The following is a 25,670-nucleotide window of genomic DNA, read 5'->3' as shown; positions in this document are numbered from 1 at the left end:
AATTTTTGTTAACCCTTTTTGAAGAGAATATTTTAGCTGTTGTTAGAATTTTATTTGATAGCGCTGTAAAAGCCGCTAATTCTACTTTTCGATAGCTTTAAATTTCGCAAATCCTCCCTCTATTTCGTTAAAAGTATGGCGATAATTCAGTAAGAAATGAGTCGTAATGAATATTCTTACAGCTAACTTTTTAAGATGTTAACAGCTTGATTTACTAAAAATTAGGGGGTTACAGTGGGAAGTGGGTAAACTTATCAACAAAGTGGGATATAGTGGTAAATAGTGGTAAATATTTTATATTTTTGCTTAAATCATTTTATCAATTTCATTTGAATTCAATTGTAGGTACATACGAGTGTAAAGTCGATGCTAAGGGGAGGGTATTAATGCCTGCACCTCTTAAAAAGCAGTTGGCGACTTCTCTTCAAGACGGTTTTGTCTTGAAGCGCTCTGTATTTCAACCTTGTTTAGAGTTGTACCCAATGGAAGAATGGAATGTGATGATGCAAAAAATCAATAAACTAAATCGCTTTGTAAAAAAGAACAATGATTTCATCCGTCGCTTTACTGCAGGGGTTAAAATGGTTGAGATTGATTCATTAGGGCGATTATTGATTCCTAAGGATTTAGTCTCTTTTGCAACAATTGCTAAAGATGTTGTTTTCTCTTCTGCGGTAAATATCGTGGAGATTTGGGATAAAGATTTGTATGAAAAATCGATAAGTGGTGATGATGTAGATTTTGCTGACTTAGCAGAAGATGTAATGGGAAATTTAAATGACGATGACAATGGAATATCATAATCCAGTATTATTAAAAGAATCAGTTGACGGTTTAGCGATTAAACCTGACGGTATATATGTAGATGTAACTTTTGGTGGCGGTGGTCATTCGAGAGAGATTTTAAGTAGGCTCGGGCCAGAAGGTAGGTTGTTTGCATTTGATCAAGATGAAGATGCGCTAGCAAATGCTTTGCAAGACGATCGTTTTGTTTTGATTAATGAGAATTTTAGACACTTAAAGCGCTTCCTTAGATTTAATGGCGTAAAAAGTGTAGATGGTATTCTAGGAGATCTAGGGGTTTCATCGCATCAATTTGACGTTCCTGAAAGAGGATTTTCTACTCGCTTTGACGCTGATCTAGATATGAGAATGAGTCAAAAAAATGACTTAAATGCTTATAAGGTTGTTAATGAGTATGATGAAGCTAATTTAAAAAGAGTGTTTTTAGATTACGGAGAATTAAAAAGTGCTCCTGCATTAGCAAGAACAATTGTTGAAGCTAGAGAGGTTCATCCTGTGAAAACTACAGATGAATTAAAAGATATATTGGCAAAATTTTTACCTGAGAAGGTTCGAAATAAAATCTTAGCACAAATTTACCAAGCGATAAGAATTGAGGTGAATCACGAGATGGATGTTTTAAAGGAATTTTTAGAGCAATCCTTAGAAGTTTTAAAACCAGAGGGTAGATTAAGTGTGATATCATATCATTCCTTAGAAGATAGATTAGTTAAAAGGTTTATGAAAAACGGAATGTTTGAGGGTGAGCCTGAGAGAGATTTCTTTGGGAATTTTTCAGTTCCCTTTAAAACTGTTGGAAAATTAGTGATTCCTAACGCGGTTGAAATTAAAGAGAATAATAGAGCGCGTAGTGCAAAATTAAGAATTGCTCAAAAAATATAAACTAGATTTATGAAAACGGGTATTTACGGCATATTAAAAGCACGGTTTTTAATTGATGACGATGCGATAAAGAACTGGCGTTTTATAGTTTTTGTAATTCTATTAGCAATAATAATGATTGCAAATACGCAGCGGTTTGAGCAAAAAGTATTTAAAATTGCTGAGCTTACGAGTGAAGTAAAAGAACTACGATCAGAGTTTGTTGACAGACGATCACAATTAATGAAGTTGAGGATGGAATCGACTGTTTCGGATAAAATGATTGCAAAAGAAATTTATCCTTCTACCGTTCCTCCAGTAAAAATCAAAGTTAAAAAAGAAGCAGAAAAATCTTTTCTGAAAAAAATATGGCATTAGAAGATAAAAACATATCATATCGCATTTATGTCGTAGCTATTTTCATTTTTATAATGGCTGCGGGAATCGCTGTAAAACTGACTAATATACAGTGGGTTGATGGTGATTATTACCGAAAATTAGCCAAAGAACGCACGGTTAGAAATTTTGTTATCCCTGCAAATAAAGGGAATATCTATTCGGCAGATGGTAGCTTGCTAGCTACTTCGATTCCTAATTACGAAATCCGTTTTGACGCTAAGGCTCCCACTGCTGAAGTATTCGAAAAAAATGTAGGTGCATTAGCAGATTCTCTTACTACGGTGCTAGGGAAATCGGGTTCGTATTATCAAAATGAATTAAGAAAAGCACGCGCTAACAATAATAGGTATTATTTGATCTCAAGAGATTTAAGTTATACTGATTACGTCAAGATTAAAAGCTTTCCTATGTTTAAGTTAGGTGCTTATAAAGGAGGGATTATTGTCGAACAAAAAACAGTTAGAGAGCACCCAATAGGTAAAATTGCGGAACGTACAATAGGATACGAGCGCACCTCTGCAAATGGTGAGTCTGATGGAAAAGGAATTGAGTGGGCTTATCGTAAATATTTAAATGGTAAAGACGGTAAAATTTTAAAACAAAAAATTGCTAAAGGACAGTGGAAACCTATTCGTGATATTAATGAGGTAGATCCTCAGGATGGATACGATGTGATTTCAACAATCGACGTATATATTCAAGACATTGCACACCATGCCTTATTAAAGCAATTACAAGAATATCAAGCAGATCATGGCTGTGTTGTTGTTATGGAGACTGAAACGGGTCAAGTAAAAGCAATTTCTAATTTAGGTAGAGCTAATGATGGTACCTATTACGAAACGACAAATTATGCAGTAGCAGAGTCACACGAACCTGGATCTACGTTTAAGTTGGTTGATATGATGGCGCTTCTTGAGGACAAGGTAGCCGATACTAGTACGGTGTATAACACATTTAACGGTGAAATTCGCTATTCGGGTAAAGTAGTTAGAGACTCACATCATGGTGGATATGGTAAAATATCTCTAGCTAGAGGATTTGAACTGTCTTCTAATACAGTTATGGTACAATCTGTTTATGATAACTATAAAGACCGCCCTTCTAAATTTGTAAACCATGTTAATTCGTGGGGTTTCAATAAAAAGTTACACATGGATTTTGAAGGAGAAGGAAGACCGCACATTCCGCAACCTACAGATAAACACTGGAGTAATATTTCATTGCAATGGATGGCCTTTGGATATGGTGTTTCGGTAACACCAATGCAAACCTTAACTTTTTATAATGCAGTTGCTAACAACGGTGTTATGGTTAAACCGCAATTTATCTCGGAAATTAAAGAATGGAATAAAACAATTTTAAAGGTCGAAAAAGAAGTAATCAATCCTAGAGTTTGTTCGCCTGAAACAATAAAAAAATTAAAAGCTGTACTGGCTAATGTTGTCAAAAAAGGAACTGCAGCAAAATTATATTCGAAAGATTTTTCGATGGCAGGTAAAACAGGAACGGCACAGGTTAATTACGGGAAAAGAGATGGTACAAAAATGTATTATGCTTCTTCTTTTGTAGGATACTTTCCGGCTGATCATCCTAAATATTCTTGTATTGTAGTTGTTCATAAACCAAGTACTGCAAATGGAGATTTCTATGGAGCTGGAGTTGCGGGTCCCGTATTTAAAAGAATAGCACAAAAAATATTTACAGATGTTCCTTCGACAAACGAAATTAAAAATCTGAATAAGAAGATTACAAAACAAGAAAAAAATTACGACAGCTATTACGCTAAGTTGCAAAAACCTAGAAAAGGGGTGCCTAATGTAAAAGGGATGCCAGGAATGGATGCCATTGCGCTTTTAGAAAACTTAGGTTACCACGTTAAAACGGTAGGAATAGGAAAGGTAAAAAGTCAATCAACTCTTGAGGGTCAAGAATTATTAAAGAACGAAACGATAACACTACAATTACTGTGATTAAACTTAAAGACATATTAAATAATGTTGTTGTCGATGCAATTCATGGTACAAATGATGTAGCGATAAATAAAATCGAATTTGATTCTAGAAAACTGGAATTAAATGATGTATTTGTAGCAATACGAGGAACAGTTTCTAATGGGCATGACTTTATAAATACAGCTGTAGAAGCAGGGGTAAAAGTGATTGTATGTGACCAACTTCCAGAAGACTTCAGCCAATCTGTTACTTATGTGAAAGTTGCTGATACTAACAAGGCATTGGCTTTAATGGCTGCAAATTATTACGGAAATCCTTCGGCTAAATTGAAATTAGTTGGAATTACAGGGACAAACGGAAAAACTACTATTGCTTCTTTACTGTATCAGTTGTTTATAAGTGCTGGTTTTAAAGTAGGTTTATTATCAACGGTTAAAATAATGGTTGATAAGGTTGAATTTAAAGCAACACACACTACTCCTGACTCGCTAACAATAAATTATTTTTTGAACGAAATGATTGCTGCTGGGGTTGAGTATTGTTTTATGGAGGTGAGTTCGCATGGTATTCACCAAAAAAGGACAGAAGGGCTTCATTTTACTGGAGGCGTGTTTACAAATCTGTCACACGATCATTTAGATTATCATCCCACGTTTGCAGAATATAGAGATGTGAAAAAGTCGTTTTTTGACAATTTGCCTAAAACGGCATTTGCGTTATCAAATATCGATGATAAGAATGGAGCTGTTATGCTGCAAAATTCGGTGGCGACTAAATATACTTATGCATTGAAGTCTTTTGCAGATTATAGGGCACAAATATTAGAAAACCAAATGTCAGGTCTCTTGCTGAAAGTTAACGGCAATGAGGTATGGGTGAAACTTATAGGAACTTTTAATGCTTATAACGTGCTAGCGATTTATGGTACAGCAATAGCGCTAGGTTTAGAAAGTTTAGAAGTTTTACGTTTACTATCTAATCTAGAGAGTGTTTCAGGTAGGTTTCAATACATAGTTTCAAAGAATAATGTGACAGCAATTGTTGATTATGCACACACGCCAGATGCGCTAGAAAATGTGCTAAAGACAATTAATGATATTCGAACAAAAAACGAACAGTTACTTACGGTTGTAGGTTGCGGTGGAAATAGAGATAAAACTAAACGTCCTATCATGGCAAGCATCGCATCTGAGCTTAGTGATAAAGTAGTTTTGACATCTGATAATCCTAGAAACGAAGATCCTGAAGTGATTATAGCAGAAATGGAGGCAGGAGTTGCAGGACAAAATTATAAAAAAATAGTTGCTGTTACTGATCGAAAACAAGCCATAAAAACAGCTTGTCAGTTAGCATTGCCTCATGATATTATTCTAATTGCTGGAAAAGGGCACGAAACGTATCAAGAGATAAAAGGAGTAAGGAATGATTTTGACGATATGAAAATCGTACAAGAAATTTTAGAACAATTAGATAAATAGTAAAATATGCTGTATTACTTATTTGAGTATTTAGACAAAGTATTAAATATATCTGGAACTGGTGTATTTCAATATATCACTTTTAGATCAGCGCTAGCTTTCATGCTTTCGTTGTTACTATCTACGATTTATGGTAAAAGAATTATTCGCTTTTTGCAAAATCAACAAGTGGGTGAGACTGTTAGAGAATTAGGATTAGCAGGACAACAAGAAAAAGCGGGTACGCCTACTATGGGTGGTTTGATCATCATCTTTGCCACATTGATTCCGGTACTGTTGTTTGCAAAATTACATAACATTTATGTGGTCTTGTTAATTGTTACGACCTTATGGATGGGAACAATTGGTTTTGTAGATGATTATATTAAAATTTTCAAAAAAGATAAAAAAGGTTTAAAAGGAATTTTTAAAGTTTTTGGACAAGTAGGACTTGGTTTGATTGTGGGTGTAGTGCTATACTTTCATCAAGGAGTTACAGTACGTACAGATACTGGAAAAACAGATGTTTTTAAAATAACAAGTGACTATGTTGTGAGTCCGCCACCTGTAGAGGAGAAATCTACGGCTACTACAATTCCGTTTTTCAAGAACAATGAATTTGATTATGCTGAATTGCTTGCCTGGACAGGGGAAGGATATGAAAAATGGGCTTGGATTGTTTTTATTCCAATTGTAATTTTTATTATCACAGCAGTTTCAAATGGGGCAAACTTAACAGATGGTATTGATGGTTTAGCCGCTGGTACCTCTGCAATATCAGTGCTCGCGCTCGGGATATTTACATTTGTATCTGGAAATATTATTTTTTCGAATTATCTAAATATAATGTATATCCCTAACTCCGGGGAGATGACCGTCTTCATTGCGGCTTTTGTGGGGTCGCTAATAGGGTTTTTATGGTACAACTCTTATCCGGCCTCGGTCTTTATGGGTGATACAGGTAGTTTAACAATAGGTGGGATTATTGCTGTTCTAGCAATTGCTGTTCGTAAAGAGATGTTGATTCCGTTATTATGCGGAGTTTTCTTGGTCGAAAATTTATCAGTAGTGCTACAAGTAAGCTATTTTAAGTACACTAAGAAACGCTTTGGCGAAGGCCGAAGAATTTTTCTAATGTCGCCTTTACATCACCATTATCAGAAGAAGGGATATCACGAGAGTAAGATTGTAACACGTTTTTGGATTGTCGCTATTATGCTAGCAATACTTTCCATAATCACTTTAAAACTAAGATAAGATGAGGTTAGTTGTATTAGGAGGAGGAGAAAGTGGTGTAGGAACAGCAATTTTAGGAAAAGAAAAAGGATATGATGTTTTTGTATCTGATTTTGGAAAAATAAAAGATAAATACAAACAAGTTCTTACTGATAACAAAATTGCCTGGGAAGAAGAGCAGCACACAGAGAGTAAAATTTTGAATGCGACAGTGGTTATGAAAAGCCCCGGTATTCCTGAAAAGGTTGCCATTGTTAAAAAGCTCGTCGAAAAAGGGATTCCAGTACTATCTGAAATAGAATTTGCAGCTGCATTTACAAAAGCAATAACGATAGGTATAACAGGTAGTAATGGTAAAACGACAACGACAATGCTTACGTATCACTTGCTTAAATCAGCAGGATTGAACGTAGGACTTGGAGGAAACATAGGCAAGAGTTTTGCTTGGCAAGTTGCTGATGACACTTTTGATTCCTATGTCTTAGAACTTAGTAGTTTTCAACTGGATGGTATTGTGAATTATAAACCACACATCGCGATAATTACTAATATAAGTCCGGATCATTTAGACCGATACGATTACAAATATGAAAATTATATTGCTTCTAAGTTTAGAATAACGATGAATCAAACTGAAGAGGATTATTTGATATATGACGCAGACGACGAAGCGATCACAAACTGGTTACAGAATAACAAAACAAGAGCAAAATTAATTCCTTTCTCGCTAACAAAAACGTTTGAAGAAGGGGCCTTTATAAAAGATAATACAATGAAAGTATCAATAAATCAAGAAGATTTTAAAATGGAAACAGAAGCGATTGCCTTAGAAGGAAAACATAATATGAAAAATGCAATGGCAGCAACATCTGTAGCAAAATTGATGCAAATTAGAAAAGCAACTATTCGTGAAAGCTTATCTAATTTTCAAGGTGTAGAGCATCGTCTTGAGACTGTACTAAAAATTCAAAATGTGCAGTATATAAACGATTCAAAAGCAACAAATGTAAATGCTACGTTCTTTGCTCTAGATAGTATGAATACACCCACAGTTTGGATTGTAGGTGGTGTAGATAAAGGAAATGATTATAATGAATTGATGTCATTAGTACGTGAAAAGGTAAAAGCTATTGTATGCCTAGGAGTAGATAATAAAAAGATTATTGACGCTTTTGGGGATGTTGTAGATGTGATGATCGAAGTGAATAATATGAGCGATGCTGTGAAAATGGCGCAGCGTTTAACAGAGAAAGGGGATACGGTATTGTTGTCACCTGCTTGTGCAAGTTTTGACTTGTTTGAAAATTATGAAGACAGAGGGAATCAATTCAAGCAAGCAGTACAAAATTTATAATTTAAGAAATCAATAAGCGCATATAAATAAAGATGAAGGACTTAATAAAAAATTTAAAAGGAGATCGAGTAATATGGTCATTTGTGGCTTTATTAGCGCTGTTTTCTTTTATGCCAGTTTTTAGTGCGAGTAGCAATTTAGCATACCTCGGACATGGAACAGGAAATACATTGAGTTATTTGTTGAAGCATTTTGCACATATATGTATTGGGTTTTTAATTATCTTCTTCGTACACCGTGTTCCATATCATTATTTTAGAGCTATTGTAAAGATAGGGTTGCCAGTAGTGTGGGTATTATTAGCTTATACGTTAATAAAGGGAACCGTAATCGCAGGTGCAAACGCAAGTAGATGGATTCAAATTCCGTTTGTGGGAATCACGTTTCAAACCTCTACATTGGCATCATTAATGTTATTTATCTTTGTAGCGCGCTATCTCTCTAAGACACGTGAAGAAGCAATAGATTTTAAAGAGTCTTTAAAGGAGCTTTGGGCACCTGTTTTTATAACATTGATATTTATATTACCTGCCAATTTCTCTACGACAGCCTTAATTTTTGCCATGGTTATCATGCTAGTGTTTATAGGGAAATATCCCATTAAATATATTGGATTTATAATTGGTGCCGGTATAGTCGCATTAACATTTTTTATCTTGATAGGAAAAGCATTTCCTGATTCTCGCTTTTTTAGCAGGGTAGGTACCTGGTCAAGTCGTATTGAAAATTATACTACTGATAAACCTGATGAAGATGATTACCAAATCGAGAAAGCCAAGATTGCTATAGCTTCAGGAAAGTTATATGGATTAGGACCAGGGAAGAGTGTTCAAAAGAATTTTTTGCCACAATCCTCATCTGATTTTATCTTTGCGATTATCGTTGAAGAATATGGATTAGTAGGTGGGTTTCTAGTCTTAGGACTGTATCTCTTACTGTTGTTTAGATTTGTTATCGCAGCACACAAAGCAACGACGCTATTTGGTAAATTACTGGTCGTAGGCTTGGGTTTCCCCATGATTTTTCAAGCGATGATAAATATGGCTGTAGCGGTTGAGTTGCTTCCGGTAACTGGACAAACCTTGCCGCTTATAAGTAGTGGTGGTAGTTCAATATGGATGACTTGTTTTGCTTTAGGAATTATTATAAGCGTGACAAAAAAAGAAGAGGAAATAGTGCAAGAACAGCAAAGTGCAGCTAAAAGAGAAGAAGCATTACAAAAAATAATTGATCGCGAACTCGCAGCTGAATCAGAAGCTGATTTAGATGAGGGGTATTCGATAGAAGAAAAAACAGCAAATCCGATGAAGGCTGTTTTTGGTAAATAAAAAATAAAAGTATAAAAATGACGAATTATAAATTCATATTGAGTGGTGGTGGTACAGGTGGACATATCTATCCTGCAATTGCTATTGCAAATGAATTGAAGTTACGTTTTCCAGATGCCGAAATTTTATTTGTAGGTGCTCAGGACAAAATGGAAATGCAAAAAGTACCTCAAGCCGGCTATGCAATAAAAGGACTTTGGATTTCTGGATTACAGCGCAAGATAAATTTTCAAAACGCCCTATTTCCTTTTAAGTTAATAAACAGTTTATGGAAATCTAGAAAAATAATCGCTGCTTTTAAACCTGATGTGGTTATAGGTACGGGTGGTTTTGCAAGTGGTCCCTTGTTGCAGATTGCTAATAGTATGAAAATTCCAACATTGATTCAGGAGCAAAATTCGTTTCCTGGAATTACTAATAAATTATTGGGCAAAAAAGCACACGCTATTTGTGTTGCTTACGACAATTTAGAGCGCTTTTTTTCAAAAAGTAAAATGAGTTTAACGGGAAATCCTGTTCGACAAGATTTAATAGCTATTGATAGTAAGAGAGAAGAAGCTATTGCCCATTTTAAGTTAGATCCTAATAAGAAGACTTTACTAGTTTTAGGTGGTAGTTTAGGTGCGAGACGTATCAATCAATTACTTGAAAAGACAAGGGAAAATATAGGTGCTCAAGATGTTCAAATTATCTGGCAGTGTGGTAAATTATATTTCGATGAATATAAAAAGTACCAAGGACACCATATTAAAGTTTTGCCATTTATTGAGAAAATGGATTTAGTTTACGCAGCAGCTGATATTATTATTTCTAGAGCGGGTGCTTCATCAGTATCTGAACTTTGCATTGTGGGGAAACCGGTTATTTATATTCCGTCTCCTAATGTTGCGGAGGATCACCAAACTAAAAATGCTAAGGCTATTGTAGATCAAGGTGGCGCGCTACTTTTAAAAGAATTTGAGTTGGACACCGTATTCGAAAAAGTATTTAGAGAACTATTATTAGACACAGAAAAACAAAAGCAATTGAGCGCGAACTGTAAAGCATTGGCTAAGCCAAAAGCAACACAGGATATCGTAGACCAAATTGTGAAATTAATAGAGAAAAATAAAGTAGTACGATAGTTTGTATCGAATGCTTATATAATATAAAACAGGACATGAATTTAAATCAAATAGATAACGTTTACTTAATAGGTATTGGTGGTATCGGTATGAGTAACCTTGCGCGCTATTTTAAAAACATAGGCAAGCAGGTTTCAGGTTACGATAAAACGCCTACTACCTTGACGAATGAGTTGGTTAAGAGCGGCATCGAAATCCATTTTGAGGATAATGTTGATTTAATACCTGAAAATTATACTGCAGCAAATACATTAGTGATTATTACACCTGCAGTTCCTACCAAGCACGAAGAGTGGAATTATTTTTTAACAAACAATTTCACAATAAAGAAGCGTGCAGAAGTCTTAGGGTTGATCACAAAAGACTCTTTTTGCTTCGCTGTGGCAGGGACACATGGTAAAACAACGACCTCTGGAATACTAGGTCATATCTTGTATGAATCTGGTGCTGACGTAACTGCGTTCATTGGCGGTATCGTTGAGAACTACAATTCAAATTTAATTGGTAGTGGAGCTAAAATTACTGTTGTTGAAGCCGATGAATTTGATCGCTCTTTCTTACATTTGCACCCCGATATTGCATGCGTTACATCAATGGATGCAGATCATCTTGATATTTATGGAACAAGCGATGCAATTGAAGAGTCATTTGTAGAATTTGCAGCTAAAATTAAAGATAAATCTAAGCTATTTATTACTACAGCATTGCCTTTAGACGGTTTAACTGTAGCAGTAAATGAAGCAGCTGATTATAAAGCATTAAATGTGCGTATAGAGGATGGGATCTATGTCTTTGACGTGGTCACACCTACAGAAGTACTTAAAAATTTAAAGTTTGCTTTGCCGGGTAGACATAATTTGATGAATGCAATGATGGCTATTGCTATGGCAAAGACTTATGGTCTTGAAACAAGTGCCATTGCAAGTGGTTTAGCTTCTTTTAAAGGAATACGAAGAAGATTTTCGTACCAAATTAAAAGTGAAGCGCTTGTGTATATAGATGATTATGCACATCATCCTACAGAGATTGATGCGGTGTATCAAGCGGTAAGTGAATTGTATCCAGATAAAAAAGTGTTGGCTGTATTTCAACCGCACTTATTTAGTAGAACAAGGGATTTTATAGATGATTTTGCAAAAAGCTTGTCAAAATTTGATGAGGTGCTTTTGCTTGATATTTATCCGGCACGTGAGTTGCCCATAGAAGGAGTAGACTCTAACTGGTTATTGTCTAAAATGACTAATGACAAAAAGGAGCTTTCGAATAAAGAAAATTTAATCGCGGCTATTTTAAGTAGCGATGCAGAGGTGATTGTAACTATAGGAGCAGGAGATATAGGAGAGATGGTAGGAACGATAAAAGACGCTTTGAATGAAAAAAATTAACTGGCAAAATATTAGATTAGTGCTAATGTTCGTGTTAGTGATTTTTCTTTTTTCATTTACTGCAGCAAGAAATGAGAATAGAAAAATCAACAAAACTGTGGTTAAATTTGAAGGCGATAACGCGCTTTTCATGAAGAAAGAAACGGTTAATAAATTGTTGATAGAAAATAACGAGAATGCGCCAACTATTCAAAAAGTTAAATTAGATTTGAACAAGCTTGAGCATCTCTTAGATACAAATGACTTAATTGAAGAGTCAAATGTAAATATAACAATTGATGGAGTGCTAAAGGCGGTCGTAAAACAAAAGACACCAATAGCAAGGATTTTGAATGAAAACGAATCCTTTTACATTGATTATGAGGGGGGTGTGATGCCATTGTCCAGTAATTTTACTGCAAGAGTACCGCTTGTTTCAGGGGTGATTAATAAAAAAAATAACGAAGAGATAACACAGCTATTGCGCATAATTTATGAGGATGATTTCTTAAAAAAGAACATCATTGCTGTCGAAGTTATGCCTAATGGAAGCCTAAAAATGTTCAACAGAAACTTTGATTACTTCATTGATTTTGGTAATTTGAGAAATGTAGAAAGAAAATTTGAGGATTATAAAGCTTTTTTTCAAAAAGCTGTTGTAGATAGTTCGTTATATAAATACAAAAAAATAGATCTCAGATTTACAAAACAAGTAGTTTGCACTAAATAATAGATAATGGAAAAAGAGAACATTGCAGTGGGTCTAGACATTGGGACAACAAAAATTGTTGCCATGATAGGTAAAAAGAATGAGTATGGTAAACTTGAAATTTTAGGGGTTGGAAAATCTAAAAGTTTAGGAGTTGCTAGAGGTGTAGTAAATAATATTACGCAAACAATTCAGTCTATCCAGCAGGCAATTCATGAAGCGGAAAATAATTCAGGTTACAAAATAAAAGATGTTGTAGTAGGAATTGCAGGTCAGCATATTCGTAGTATTCAACATACAGATTATATCAGTAGAAATAATCCAGAAGAAGTTATTGGTGGTGCAGACATTCAATTGCTAATCGATCAAGTAAATAAATTGGCCATGTTGCCAGGAGAAGAGATTATTCACGTATTGCCACAAGAGTTTAAAATCGATGGGCAATCAGAAATTAAAGAACCTATTGGAATGTACGGTGGAAGACTAGAATCTAGTTTTCATGTTGTGGTAGGTCAGGCTTCGTCAATACGTAATGTAGGACGTTGTATTCAAAGCTCAGGAATTGAATTGTCTGGTTTAACATTAGAACCATTGGCTTCGTCTGATGCTGTTTTAAGTCAAGAAGAAAAAGAAGCTGGTGTTGCTCTTATCGATATAGGTGGGGGAACAACAGATTTGGCTATTTTCAAGGATGGTATTATTCGTCATACAGCAGTAATTCCTTTTGGAGGAAATGTGATTTCTGATGATATTAAGGAAGGTTGTTCGATTATAGAAAAACAAGCTGAATTATTGAAAGTTAAATTTGGTTCTGCTTGGCCAGGTGAAAATAAAGACAACGAAATCGTTTCTATTCCAGGATTAAGAGGGAGAGAACCAAAAGAGATTTCGTTAAAAAACCTTTCAAAAATAATCCACGCTCGTGTAGTAGAGATTGTTGAGCAAGTATTTACTGAGATTAAAGCTTACGGGCATGAAGATCCTCGTAAGAAGTTAATTGCAGGTATTGTACTTACAGGTGGTGGTGCACAATTAAAACACATCAAGCAATTGGTAGAGTACATCACTGGAATGGATACAAGAATTGGATATCCTAACGAACACTTAGCTGGAGATTCTGATGAGGAATTTTCTAGTCCTTTGTATGCGACTGCGGTAGGTTTAGTGATGAACAGCATCGAAAACAAAACGCAAAGTGCAATTAGAATGGACGAAGTAGCTCCTCCTAAGCCAGAATATAGAGTTCCTGTTGTTAAGGCAGAACCAGTTCAAGATGAACGCGATCGCTTAGAACAAGAGCAAGATAAGTTAGAGAGAGAGAAAGAGAATAACGATCATGTAAAGAACGAAGAGTCCACAGGAGATAAGATTAAGCGATCATTTTTTGACCGTTATGTCGATAAGATTAAGGATTTTTTAGACAATGCAGAATAAGGCCGTAGAGCCTAAAAAAAATAAAACAACAATTAATAATTAATATTAAAAACCAAATAAAAGATGAGCAACTCAGAATTTGGAAGTATTTCATTTGATTTACCAAAAAACCAATCAAATGTGATAAAAGTAATTGGTGTAGGTGGAGGTGGAAGTAACGCCATAAACCACATGTTTAAACAAGGAATTAAAGGGGTAGACTTTATTGTATGTAATACTGATTCACAGGCATTACAAAGCAGTTCAGTTCCTAATAAAATTCAGTTGGGTGTAAACCTAACCGAAGGTCTTGGAGCGGGTGCAAATCCTGATGTAGGACAACAATCTGCTATAGAGAGTATCGCTGAGATTGAAAAGATGTTAGATCGCAATACTAAGATGGTATTTATTACTGCAGGTATGGGTGGTGGAACTGGTACAGGTGCTGCTCCAGTAATCGCACAATTAGCTAAAGAAAGAGAAATTCTTACTGTAGGTATTGTGACACTTCCTTTTTTATTCGAAGGAAAAGTGCGTCAAGAACAAGCAAAAATCGGAATCGAAAAATTACGTAAGCAAGTAGATTCACTTATCGTAATCAATAATAATAAATTAAGAGAAGTGTACGGAAACTTAGGTTTCAAAGCTGGTTTCTCTAAGGCTGATGAAGTATTAGCAACTGCCTCTAGAGGTATTGCAGAAGTAATTACACATCACTACACTCAAAATATCGATTTACGTGACGCTAAGACTGTATTGTCTAATAGCGGTACTGCAATAATGGGATCAGCTAACGCTGAAGGTGAAAATAGAGCTAAAGAAGCGATTGTTTCTGCTTTAGATTCACCACTATTAAACGATAATAAAATTACTGGTGCTAAAAACGTATTGTTGCTCATCGTTTCTGGCTCAAATGAAATCACTTTAGACGAAATTGGAGAGATCAATGATCACATCCAAAACGAAGCTGGTCACAATGCCAATATTATTATGGGGGTTGGTGAAGATGAAACTTTAGGTGATGCCATTGCAGTAACTATTATTGCAACTGGTTTTGATATCGAACAACAAAACGGAATCGTAAATACCGAACCGCAAAAAATTATACACACGCTTGAAGAAGGGCAAAAAAGTGTTTACAATCTTTCTAAAAACGAAATCCCAGCATTTGACTTAGAAAGTGAAAGTCCAAAAACTACAGATCAACGCATCGTTTTTGATCTATTAGAAGACGAAGAAACTCCAGAAGCTACTGCTCCTCCTGTTGTAACGCCACAACCTATAGTTCCTGTTGCAGGAAACGAAGAATTAATGGCAATGTCTGCTTTTATCAATAGTTTAGATGTTGCATTTGAAATCGTATCTCCTAACAACGACCTGGATTTTACGATCACTCCTTCAGCGGCCGCTCAAGCTAGGGAGTCACTAGCTTCAGTTACTGAAAAGCAACAAGAGCAAACCGCTTTTTCTTTTGACTTACCATTATCTAAACCAGAGCCTATTGCAAAAATAGAAGAGGAGCAGGTATTTGAGGTTTCTAGAGAAACACGCGAAATTAAAGTGAATCAGCCTACTCAGTTCGTACCCGTTACAGAACAGTCAGATAAAGGTATTATCAAGTATTCACTTGAAGAATACATGGAGGTTGAAAACGAGTTTTTAGGTTCAAAAGCAACTCCTAAGGTAGTTGAAGAAGTGGTTCCGGCTGAATTGAATATTACCATGAAGCAAGTAGGTAAGTCTGCACAAGACGCTACTAAATTTGAGGAAATTTCTCCAATGGAAATGACTATTGAAGAAACACTTAAATTAAGAGCTGATGAACGTAGAAAGAAATTAAAAGAATTCAATTACAAGTTTCATAATAACGTTTCAAAAATTGATGAGTACGAGAAAGAGCCAGCTTATAAAAGATTAGGTATAGACATCTCAAACAATCAGCCTAACAATACCAACTCAAGAATTTCAGTAGGTACAGATAGTAACAATGATTTGCAACTGCGATCAAACAATTCTTATTTACATGATAATGTAGATTAATTAGTTGTTACATAAGTTAAAATTAGCCCGAAAATTGAATGTAATTTTCGGGTTATTTTTTTTATCTTCGTAGCCAGTTTGAGACTTTCGATAAGTGCCTAATCCAGCTGTACGTTGCAAGATTTTATCGCAAAATGGTTTTTTATTCGGTTTTAAAAGAGCTTCCTTTGGTCGCTTTTTAAGCCCTTTAAAAAATCCATTTTCTCTCAAAATGCTTTAACTTCTCCCGAAGTTTTGGGACTGGGCAAAATAGATAAGTCAATAAGTGCTTTTCAAAATTTTAGAAAAATAAAAAATACAATTATGAGTTTATCAACAAATATCATGGACGATATTAAAACAGCCATGAGAGCAAAAGATACAGTAGCTTTAGAAGCATTAAGAGCAATTAAGTCAGAGTTATTATTGGCACAAACAGCTTCAGGATCTAAAGAAGAAATTTCAGAAGACGAAGAAGTAAAGCTATTACAGCGCTTAGTAAAAACTAGAAAAGAAAGTGCAAGAATCTATACTGAACAAAATCGCCCAGACTTAGCAGACCCAGAATTAGCTCAAGTAGCAGTAATCGAGAAGTTCTTACCTGCACAATTAAGCGAAGAGGAAATCGAGGCTGTTATCGCAAAAATAATTTCAGAAACTGGTGCCTCTGGAATCGCTTCAATGGGTAAAGTAATGGGATTAGCATCTGCACAACTTGGTGGAGCTGCCGAAGGGAAAACAATCTCTGCTATTGTAAAGAAACTATTAGTATAAAGAATTATAGAGTGCAAATTTAAGATCTGTGCTCTATAAATAAGGCTGTGTAGTTCAACTGGATAGAATATCAGATTTCGACTCTGAGGGTTGCAGGTTCGAACCCTGTCGCGGCCACAAAGCATAAAAATCAAAGGCGTGATGCTTACATCAATATGGTGTAAGTGTCACGCCTTCGGCGGTTTATGGTCAATCCAAAAAAAACTCACGTATGTTAATATCTCAAAAAAACAGTGTTTACTTCCCACAAAACTACCCAATGAATTTTAGTGGGAAGTTAACAGCGAAAATTGTAATCAAAGACGATTACGTTCGCGCAGATGGCACATGTGCCCTTTTCATGCAAATATTTTTAAATGGTAAAAGAAAGAGACTGCCTTTACATATTTCAAGTGCACCCAATGATTTTGACAAGAAGAAGCAGCGAGTTAAAATCAAATCAGATCATAGTAAAGACTTCAATCTAATTATTGAAAAAGCATTAGGTGATATTAATAAAATCGAAATTGCTTATAGGTTAGGAGGAGAGGTTCTGACAATTGATAAGCTGATGTATGAGTATGAGAACCCAACATCTAGGATTGATTTTATTAAATTTTGGGAGCTAGAAATGGTTAATCAAAAACTGATAAAAGAACTTTCTACATGGAAGCAACAAATGTCTACACTCAAGAAAGTAAAAAAGTACCAGGAGTCAATTTTGTTTTATGAGATAACAGACGACTGGTTAAATAAGATGATTAACCATTTCAAAAAGGTAGAAAAGCACGAGCCTCACACTATCCAAACCATGGTGAAAAACTTTAAGAAATATTTGCATATAGCAAACGACAAAGGAATTGTTACTAATCTTAATTATAAGAACATTCAAAATATTAGAGTGAGCAGTAATAGAGCTTTCTTAGATTCAGAAGAGATAAATAAACTAAATGACTATTATACCTCGGCTTTTATAAACGAAAGCTTAAAAGCTATATTGGGTAGGTTTTTATTTTCTTGTTTTACAGGATTGAGAATATCTGACATTGGACGAATTACAACTGAGAATATAGTTGGAGACACGCTTGTGTTTTTTACTAAAAAGACTGGTAAAATTCAAAGAATACAACTCAATGACGCTGCACTTTCCTACATTGGTAAAGAAAGATTGTTTGAAGGAAAGTTCACAGATCAACATATTAACCAGGAGTTGAAAGTAATTTCTAAAATTGTGGGGATTAAGAAAAAGGTAACTTTCCACGTGGCGCGTCATACATTTGCAACCAACTTTCTAATCTGTGAAGGTAGAATAGAACATTTACAAAAATTACTCGGACATTCTGATATAAAGCAAACAATGATCTACTCTCACATTGTCGATAGTATAACCGATAAACAAATACATAACATGAGCGAGATATTAAACAAAAAGCCACTTCAATAAGTGGCTTTTCGTTTTTATAAACTCTCGGTTTTTGCGGTAATGCGCCACCATAAATCGTCTATTCGTTCTCGTTCTATTTCATCTAGCACATGGTAATTATCATACGCATAAATTAATGTTTGAATTTTTATCGCTTTGAATTTCTCTGCAGATATGATAAAATCCCATCTAAAAGAACTCGAATTGATTCTGAAATCTAACCAGTTTTTAAATTTTGTCTGCGCAACATTTGGAATTAGCACATTAGCATTATGGTAACAAACAGGGGTTCCACCAGGAGCGATTGGACGCATAAAAACAATTCTAAGCTTTGATGGTTCATCGTTAAAATTATAAGCCGTTGTTATTCCGTTTCTAAAAATAACAGGCAGTGGCAAGGCATCAATTTTGATTTGCTTTAAATCACTGTTTTTACTAGCTCCATTTATCGTGATTCCTTCTTTGTTTATGATCGCAAAATCATATCTATAAACAGTGTCGGCAAGACCATCAGCAAATGACAATTCAAACTCTCTGTCTTCGTGGAATACTTCTTCTGGTTCTTCAATCTCAAAATCTCTCAAATCTATTGCAGCTGCTCTATCTAATTTTGATTCAATCAAATTCATATACACCACTTTTCCTATGGTGGTAAAATCATAATTGTGCCAGTTTTTTAAAACGGTAATTAAATCCTTCACCGTCATATCAGGAACTAAACGGTTTAAGTTTATTTCTTTCAAATTTTGAACTGAAATTATAGGAGTTCCATCAGCAGTAAGGTAGCGACTAGGAATCAACTTTAAAGAAATAGCCTCTGGATAATCTTCTGTAGGTGATGGGTCTAAATCTCTTCGAGGTTCAATTTTTACTATTCGAATAACATCACCTGCATTTAGCTCTAAATCTAAATCAATCTCTTGCGTAAAATTATCAGTGTACTTAGAACTTCCTCTATTATCACCGCTAATGTCTAAATTATAGATTTGAGTGGTGTTTTTGTAAATTTTCAGACTAACATCGCTGGCATTGTGTGATGATCCAAAATAATCTTTATAGCGGTATCTCAAACAGTAAGCGCTACCTAAAAGCGTGTAATTTCCTTTGTTTTGAATAGTGACTGATTTATCAAATAAAACGTGTGTAAAATCACTTTTCACATACGCTTCACTATTCCACTCATTGTTTTTATAGGTTAATGAAACATCCTCTAGTGTCGTACGAGTGTAATAATCATCATCCTTAAAGATTAAAGCGTGATTAAACTCATAATCGTTTAAAATATCGCCCGCAAGAGTATATCCAGCATAATTCACTGCTTTCTGGACCACGTGCATAAGATAAGGCAACGGCTGCATAATGTTGTTAATCTTATCTAAGTTGGTTTCAGGAACTAATTCATTTTTTACAAATGTTCCCGCTTTAAATTGATTTATTATTTTACCAAAACCGTTCCAGTCATCCGTTGTAGGGTCGTATTTATCAGTATGCACAGGAGGGAAATTATAATTTGTTTCAGGATACGAACGAAAAATAACAGCTAATGCATCATCGATAATGTCAGGCACCGCTTTTTGTTCTAAAGGAAGCTCTTCTAATTTCATATCAAATGAAGGAAAACCCACAATACCAGAATTAATAACGGCACTGATCAACTTTCCCTTTTTACCTGAGAAAGTCAAAACGGCATCAACGATATCTCCATCAATATCTAAATATCCTAGAAACGTTTTCTGTTTTTTTATGCTGTTATAATGCGCTTCAAAACCACTATTTCGTGAGATGTCTGAATCAATGTAGAGATCAAAGGGAAAAGAGAACTCTGTGGATAAATCATCTTGAAACCATGAATTTTGCTCTAAAAAAGTGACCTTTAAATAAGTCAGGTCTAACTTAAAATTATCGTGGATAAATACTAGCATGAGCGTTTTCTAAGAAGTTAAATTCAATGTCTTGAGATTCCTCACTAGAGGAAGTGTCTTGGTTGGCTATTTTAGTTGTCGTAGCATCTACTTTTAAATAAGGCCCTCTCGCATCATCCATCGATGCCCATACGTTTATGCTAGAAGTCAAAGCCACAAGCATCTTATGATCACTTTTTCCTAGAAAACCAGTATTTATAATCATTGTTTGGCTTAATTCTGCTTTTACTTTTTTATCAAATGCATATCTATTCTTGTAGACTGGTGACAAAGTATGTTTTACAGGAGTGAAAATTCGTCTCCTACCGGTAAATTCAAAAGGCTCAACAGCTCCGTTTTCATTTTCGAATAAAAAGAAAGTGCTTTCCATACCGCTAAAATGCACGAGGTAATGTTGTGTTCTTGTTTCTAGATCATTCGCTAGTATAAGATCGATACTGTCTCCTGGTTGGAAATCATTTGTAAATCTATAGTAAGATTGAATCAGGCTATTTTCATCAGGAGTTAATTGGTGGCTCTCAATTAAGGCATTGTTTTTCTTAATTAGTAGCGTGGTGTTTTCATGGCAAACAAAAGAAACTCCAATAAATGAATCAGGAGTGATTTTCATGATGTCCTGTTGCGCCACAGTCAATAAGGCTAATTGACTTGATGTCACAAACGGCTTGTGGCCCTTAATCATTTTAAAAACAGGAATTGTTCCAGCGGTCAATATCGTATCGTCATTATTATAGAATTTTTGACAAAAATTAATCGTGATTTCTACCGGCTTAATTTGCGATTTCAAGTAGTTAGTATTAAAAGAGGGTACATAATTCTTTAAATTTTCAATTTCGTTTAACAACGCATGTGCAATGGTACCGATATGAAACAATCCTTTTCCTTGAAAAAGCGGAAAATCGTATTCTCTGTTGTAAACAGTAGGAGCATTAGTATTGATATCAAAAACGGTAACATCAACATTCAATTTAAAATAAGTGTCGGTTTTTTTAGTGTCAAAACTCAAGTACTCTAACTCCTTAGTAAAATAAAGTTTATCAGTTAAAAACGGATTGAACAATACGCGCTCAACGCTTAGATTAACAGCTACATTAATAATTGTACTGCCAAATTTAAACTCCAAAACTGTAGAATAGTCCCCATCTTGCTGGCTCTGCTGATTTTTCAAGCTCGCTTGCACTGTAGTGTTTCCGGAACCGCTAGTGGAAGACAGTTGCAACCAAGAAGGAATCAAGCTTGTAATACTCCATGCTCCTGCAGTCTTAACGCTGATAGGTTGCACAGTTGTTTTTATAATATTGCTGTTTATGTCAAATAACAAAGCAGTAGGCGATACGGAGTGCGTAGGTTCAACTGGAGGAGTGATTACTACGGTTTCATTTGTTATGGTGATAGTTGCAGGAGCAAATTTAGAAACAACTTCAAAAACGGCATTATCAAAGTCTGCAACGATAGTCACAATACCTATTCCTGAATCCTCTGAATCATTGACATTAAATACAAAAAACTTATTGTCTTGATTATAATCAGCTTCAACTGCAGCGGAATAAAAATCACCAACAGAACCAAGAAATCGATCATCACTTGTGCCAGTACTAGGTTGGAAATTAGGCAGCGAACATTCACCAGCATAAATTCTATTTTTCACAAACCGCTCATTAATATTACGGCCTGTTTTAGTTTCTCTTATATTAATAAAATCATTAGTGTTAGGTACACTGGTGAAATCTATTGTGATTTTTGATTTTGCCATTATATTTTTGAGTTAGATTCAATTTTAGTTAATTCTTTGATTTTGTCTCGTATTTTTTTTGCCGTTTTAATATCGTTTTCTAGATAAGCAATTAAACCATTGCTTTCTAATCGCTCTAGAACTGCCGTTAACCTATTAATTACGGCACCAGCACCATTTGCATCTTGCGTGCTTGCAGTAGAAGAGGCTGTTGCATTGCTCGTTTCCTCTTGCTGATTAACTGCAGGCTGTTTACCTGTTCTTTTTGCCTCTAAGTATCCTACAATGTTTGGCACTACAGGATCATTTGAAAAGAGGACTTTTTTAGGCACTACATATTCATCATAATGAACAGGACCGGGACTATTTCTTTCAGGACCAGAACCGGTATAACCACCATCATAGAATCCATCTTTACTAGGCAAAGGTTGTGCAAGAGCTAGACCTAATTCTATTGCTCCCAATGTAGCAACAACACCCGCCCATGGAACACCAAGGATGAACCCTCCTTGCGCAAGAGCCTTAGAAACTCCTATGGCAGTATTCATCAGAATACTAGCAACTGCCATTATTTTCTCTCGCTTAGCCTGTTTGTATTCTAACTCGGCTTTTTTCTTAGCAAGGTCATTGTCTAATTTGGCTTTTCTTGCGGTATAAATCTCTTGAGTAATATATCCTTTATCAAGCTGATCCGTTAGATCATTTTGTTTTTGGCGATTTGCAGCTTCAAACTTTTGTAGACTTCTCTTTTCTCCCGCTTCTAGGAACTGGAAGTACTTTCCAAAAGCATTTTGAACTGCTCCTACAACTAGTTCTACTGCAGCAATCTTTTCTGAAAAGGTGTCTAAACTCTCAAAAGTGGTCTCCCATTGTTCAGGAGTAAAACCTAAGATGTCTAATCCAGATAAGGATTTGATATCGCTTGATGTATCTGTATTTGTATCACCTTCACTACTTTGAGCCACTTTTAAAGCAGATAGTTTAAGTGCTAAATCATCATAAAACTTTAAAACCGCTTCCCTTTGCTCTGGTGGTAACGTCGTGTTCTCCAGCATTGCCTTCATGACAATTGACAAGTCTGTCAAGTGCTGAATTTGCAATTGTATTTGTTCTTTCTGGAACTGCTCTTTTATCTTTTTCTTAGCCGTTTCAAGATCTCTCACCTTTGACAACTCATCAGCATCTAAGTACTGCCCTAAAATGGCCTTAGCAGTGGCAAGATCAGTAATACTTGCTAATTCATTATTTTGCTTTGTTTCAAGTAGCTGTAAATCTCTAGCAATTGCAGCTTGTTTTTTATCAAAATCTACTTTTAAATATTTCTCTTGAATGGCAGCAATTTTTAATTCACGCGTTTCTTCTAGCGCAATCAAAGTATCATTACTCGCAGCAACAATGCCTTGACGTTCTTCTAGTTGTTTTTTAAGCGTAGGCAAATCAGACGATGCCGTTTTCTTAGAACCTACAGCCGTTTGCAGTCCAGCAATAGCGTCTTGCTCTTTTTTAATATTAGCTTTTAAATCCTCGATTTTTCTATCATACTCAACATTTACCACCGCTTTTTCACGGTCATAATCATCAGCAATCAAGCCTAAATTTAAATCCTGTGCATTGCGTTTTGTCGCTAACAATTCTTTTTGCAAGTCCTGTTCTATTTTCAAAACCTCCTTAGCGTGCTTTTCTGCTTCAGATAATGCTTTAGCTCTTGCTTTTGCACTGCCATCATCTACTTTTAAGCCATGATTGTTTCTCACAACCAATTCCTTAACCTGATAGTTTTTTATAGCTTGTAGTTCAGCTTCTAATCTTTGTTGCTGTGCTTCTTGAGCTGGTGAAGCATCCCAAGAACCTGCACCCGCAGCTGATAATGATTTTCGAATAGCAGCAATGCGTTCCTCTCTCACTTTTTCGAAATCATACAAGCTTCCCATTGATTTTTTACGGGATTCAACGTATTGTTCAAAGTTTTTAACTTGGTCAGCAGTATTAAGATCAACGCTTTTTTGGTTAGCGGCCTTGAGTAACTCTTCTCTTGAATTAAAAATAGCCTTTGTCAACGTCCAGAATCCTTCAATAACGGTATTCAACGCAATCATTGCATTGTTTTTCCACTTGGCGTAACCGTCTGACTTCAAAACATCTTCTTGTGCTTGTGCTAATTCTTTTTCAGAATCAATCAAGTCTTGAGCCGCTTGCTCTACTTCATTAAGGGGTTCGATTTGGTTTTTTATAGATTCTCTAACCGCTTCAAATATTTTCAAGGCACCACCCGCATCTTCACCAGCACCTTTAAATAAATCAGCCGTTAATAATTGCGCTTGCTGGGAATTCAATCCTATATTTTTTGCTTCTGTGGAGATCAGGAATAACGCTTCTTTCACTGATACAGAACCATCTTTAATTCCTTTGAATAACTTGCCAGTAAATTCAGGTCCAAAAGCATTAGTCAAAGCGTCTTGAGCTGCTTGCGTTTCCTCAGTGATTGACAAACCAAATTCCTTAATCGCATCAGGAAGTTTATCAGAGTAAATTCCAAGATCAATACCGGTATTTACTAAGTTTTGAAATTCTTCTATCGAATAGCCTGCTGCAGCAAAAAACACTGGATATTCCTTCATGGAATCAAGGAACTCACCATTTGCAGCGCCTCCTTTAATCAAGCCGTTTTCAATGCGGTCTAACGCTTCTACATAAGAGATATCAAATTCGTTTACTAATGCTCTAGCCGTTTCTAAAATGCTATTAAAATCTTGATCAAAGGTTTCAGCCATTGCCTTAGTTCGCACGCGCACAGCATCGAGAGAGTCTCCAGATAATTTAGTAATACTCGATACAATTTTGTTTGTTTTTGCAGCTTCATCGTTGTACGATGCCCACGCTTTAGTAGCAACTCCTATCCCTATCAATCCCGCAATAAAAGCACCTACTGGTGTGGCCACAAATGCCCACGCTGCTTGAGTACTTGCAACAATAGATCCTCTTATACCAAGTAAACCCGCTTGAACGGCTTGCATGTCACCAGAGGCAATCCCGCTAAGCAGGTTAGTGAAATTTTCTCTTGCAGCGCCTAGGTCTTTATTAGTTAATTGTAGCTCGTCATTAAAATCAGACTGTCTTGCTTGAAGTTCAGAATAGGTGTTTTGAAGAGCACGCAATTGTTCATCATAATCAGCGGCACCTCTATTTAAGTTGCGCATTTGATTGCGTGTTTTTGTTAATTCCTTGTTTACACCAGATAACGAATTAATGACCTCGCGATCGTTTATGTAGATGTTTAACCGCCTGTTTATGTTTTCTCCTGCCATTAGAAATTGATTTGAGAAGTGATTTGTGTGATTCTATTATTTCCAAGGTCAGTAGCAAGTGTTTCAAGAGCTTTTGTTGATTGCAATGCACGTGCTATATGATTATAAGCTGCGTAATTACGGTTTTTATTGAAAGCTTTTACTTGACCTCCAGTACGATTGTATGATGATACTTGAACTGTCTTTCCGTTTATATGCCTGGTGAATCCTTTCACATCTGCACCTTTACGATTAGTAGCTCCTTGTGTGCCTGACTTGGTAGAGCCAAAATGTGACTGAAAAGAATAAGCAGGTTGGCTGATTACCAGGCGATCTAATCGAGCTTCTTTATAGCGAGCAGTAACGGTAGATTTCTCCAATTTACCGGAACGGCTTTTAAATGAATTTCTAATCAACACCCTAAAATCATTTCTTAAAGTAGCAGCTGCTTTTCTACCTGCTTTCCTTTCTTCTGCTTCTTGGTCTAAATTTGTGATCATACCTTTAATTTTGATGCAAATTCCGCATAAATG

General features: G+C 35.6%; 19 protein-coding genes and 1 tRNA gene. 16 read left to right on the top strand and 4 right to left on the bottom strand.

The window, feature by feature from the left end; translation table 11 throughout:
* Positions 1-329 precede the first annotated feature (329 nt).
* From mraZ to HNQ00_RS05730, 16 genes are all read left to right on the top strand, one after another.
* Entirely contained in the window at positions 330-803 is a 474-nt protein-coding gene (gene mraZ, locus HNQ00_RS05805; protein WP_173837411.1) for a division/cell wall cluster transcriptional repressor MraZ, read from the top strand.
* Complete coding sequence (gene rsmH / locus HNQ00_RS05800; RefSeq protein ID WP_173837372.1) at positions 778-1,686, top strand: 16S rRNA (cytosine(1402)-N(4))-methyltransferase RsmH; 909 nt, start codon at positions 778-780, stop codon at positions 1,684-1,686. Before mraZ ends, rsmH begins: the two co-directional genes overlap by 26 nt.
* Positions 1,687-1,695: 9 nt before the next feature.
* Complete coding sequence (locus tag HNQ00_RS05795) at positions 1,696-2,043, top strand: FtsL-like putative cell division protein (RefSeq protein WP_173837371.1); 348 nt, start codon at positions 1,696-1,698, stop codon at positions 2,041-2,043.
* Positions 2,034-4,037 carry a penicillin-binding protein gene (locus HNQ00_RS05790; RefSeq protein WP_173837370.1) on the top strand — a complete coding sequence of 668 codons (2,004 nt, stop codon included), beginning with the start codon at positions 2,034-2,036 and terminating at the stop codon, positions 4,035-4,037. The genes HNQ00_RS05795 and HNQ00_RS05790 overlap by 10 nt, the downstream gene beginning before the upstream one ends.
* A complete protein-coding gene (locus HNQ00_RS05785; RefSeq protein ID WP_173837369.1) occupies positions 4,034-5,497 on the top strand; it encodes a UDP-N-acetylmuramoyl-L-alanyl-D-glutamate--2,6-diaminopimelate ligase in 1,464 nt (487 codons plus the stop codon). Before HNQ00_RS05790 ends, HNQ00_RS05785 begins: the two co-directional genes overlap by 4 nt.
* Before the next feature lie 6 nt (positions 5,498-5,503).
* The gene (gene mraY / locus HNQ00_RS05780) at positions 5,504-6,733 is read left to right on the top strand and encodes a phospho-N-acetylmuramoyl-pentapeptide-transferase (protein ID WP_173837368.1); all 1,230 of its coding nucleotides are present in this window, start codon (positions 5,504-5,506) and stop codon (positions 6,731-6,733) included.
* Between the two features lies 1 nt (position 6,734).
* Positions 6,735-8,066 (top strand): UDP-N-acetylmuramoyl-L-alanine--D-glutamate ligase, encoded by a 1,332-nt coding sequence (gene murD / locus HNQ00_RS05775; RefSeq protein WP_173837367.1) that lies wholly within the window; start codon positions 6,735-6,737, stop codon positions 8,064-8,066.
* A gap of 32 nt (positions 8,067-8,098) precedes the next feature.
* Entirely contained in the window at positions 8,099-9,394 is a 1,296-nt protein-coding gene (locus tag HNQ00_RS05770) for an FtsW/RodA/SpoVE family cell cycle protein (RefSeq protein ID WP_173837366.1), read from the top strand.
* Positions 9,395-9,411: 17 nt separating this feature from the next.
* Positions 9,412-10,518 (top strand): undecaprenyldiphospho-muramoylpentapeptide beta-N-acetylglucosaminyltransferase, encoded by a 1,107-nt coding sequence (gene murG, locus HNQ00_RS05765; protein ID WP_173837365.1) that lies wholly within the window; start codon positions 9,412-9,414, stop codon positions 10,516-10,518.
* A gap of 35 nt (positions 10,519-10,553) precedes the next feature.
* A complete protein-coding gene (murC, locus tag HNQ00_RS05760; RefSeq protein ID WP_173837364.1) occupies positions 10,554-11,903 on the top strand; it encodes a UDP-N-acetylmuramate--L-alanine ligase in 1,350 nt (449 codons plus the stop codon).
* Positions 11,890-12,612 (top strand): cell division protein FtsQ/DivIB, encoded by a 723-nt coding sequence (locus tag HNQ00_RS05755; RefSeq protein WP_173837363.1) that lies wholly within the window; start codon positions 11,890-11,892, stop codon positions 12,610-12,612. The genes murC and HNQ00_RS05755 overlap by 14 nt, the downstream gene beginning before the upstream one ends.
* A 6-nt stretch (positions 12,613-12,618) precedes the next feature.
* Positions 12,619-14,025: a cell division protein FtsA gene (gene ftsA / locus HNQ00_RS05750; RefSeq protein WP_173837362.1), complete on the top strand. Its 1,407-nt coding sequence runs from the start codon at positions 12,619-12,621 to the stop codon at positions 14,023-14,025.
* Between the two features lie 63 nt (positions 14,026-14,088).
* Positions 14,089-16,044 carry a cell division protein FtsZ gene (gene ftsZ, locus HNQ00_RS05745; protein WP_173837361.1) on the top strand — a complete coding sequence of 652 codons (1,956 nt, stop codon included), beginning with the start codon at positions 14,089-14,091 and terminating at the stop codon, positions 16,042-16,044.
* Between the two features lie 303 nt (positions 16,045-16,347).
* Positions 16,348-16,797, top strand: a complete 450-nt coding sequence (locus tag HNQ00_RS05740) for a GatB/YqeY domain-containing protein (RefSeq protein WP_173837360.1) — start codon at positions 16,348-16,350, stop codon at positions 16,795-16,797.
* A gap of 43 nt (positions 16,798-16,840) precedes the next feature.
* Positions 16,841-16,914, top strand: a tRNA-Arg gene (locus HNQ00_RS05735).
* Positions 16,915-17,008: 94 nt separating this feature from the next.
* A complete protein-coding gene (locus tag HNQ00_RS05730; RefSeq protein WP_173837359.1) occupies positions 17,009-18,220 on the top strand; it encodes a site-specific integrase in 1,212 nt (403 codons plus the stop codon).
* Positions 18,221-18,234: 14 nt separating this feature from the next.
* On the opposite strand, the gene HNQ00_RS05725 is transcribed toward HNQ00_RS05730, so the two are convergent.
* The 4 genes from HNQ00_RS05725 to HNQ00_RS05710 are packed head-to-tail and all read right to left on the bottom strand — an operon-like array spanning position 18,235 to position 25,637.
* Entirely contained in the window at positions 18,235-20,121 is a 1,887-nt protein-coding gene (locus tag HNQ00_RS05725; RefSeq protein WP_173837358.1) for a hypothetical protein, read from the bottom strand.
* Complete coding sequence (locus HNQ00_RS05720; RefSeq protein ID WP_173837357.1) at positions 20,099-21,874, bottom strand: BACON domain-containing protein; 1,776 nt, start codon at positions 21,872-21,874, stop codon at positions 20,099-20,101. The genes HNQ00_RS05725 and HNQ00_RS05720 overlap by 23 nt, the downstream gene beginning before the upstream one ends.
* Positions 21,874-25,158, bottom strand: a complete 3,285-nt coding sequence (locus tag HNQ00_RS05715) for a phage tail tape measure protein (RefSeq protein WP_173837356.1) — start codon at positions 25,156-25,158, stop codon at positions 21,874-21,876. The genes HNQ00_RS05720 and HNQ00_RS05715 overlap by 1 nt, the downstream gene beginning before the upstream one ends.
* Complete coding sequence (locus HNQ00_RS05710) at positions 25,158-25,637, bottom strand: hypothetical protein (RefSeq protein ID WP_173837355.1); 480 nt, start codon at positions 25,635-25,637, stop codon at positions 25,158-25,160. The genes HNQ00_RS05715 and HNQ00_RS05710 overlap by 1 nt, the downstream gene beginning before the upstream one ends.
* Positions 25,638-25,670: the final 33 nt, after the last annotated feature.

This window comes from Flavobacterium aeripolare, assembly GCF_013294025.1.
GTDB lineage: Bacteria > Bacteroidota > Bacteroidia > Flavobacteriales > Flavobacteriaceae > Flavobacterium.
The sequence above is the reverse complement of the archived record's forward strand: the minus strand, read 5'-3'. Positions and strand labels throughout refer to the sequence as shown.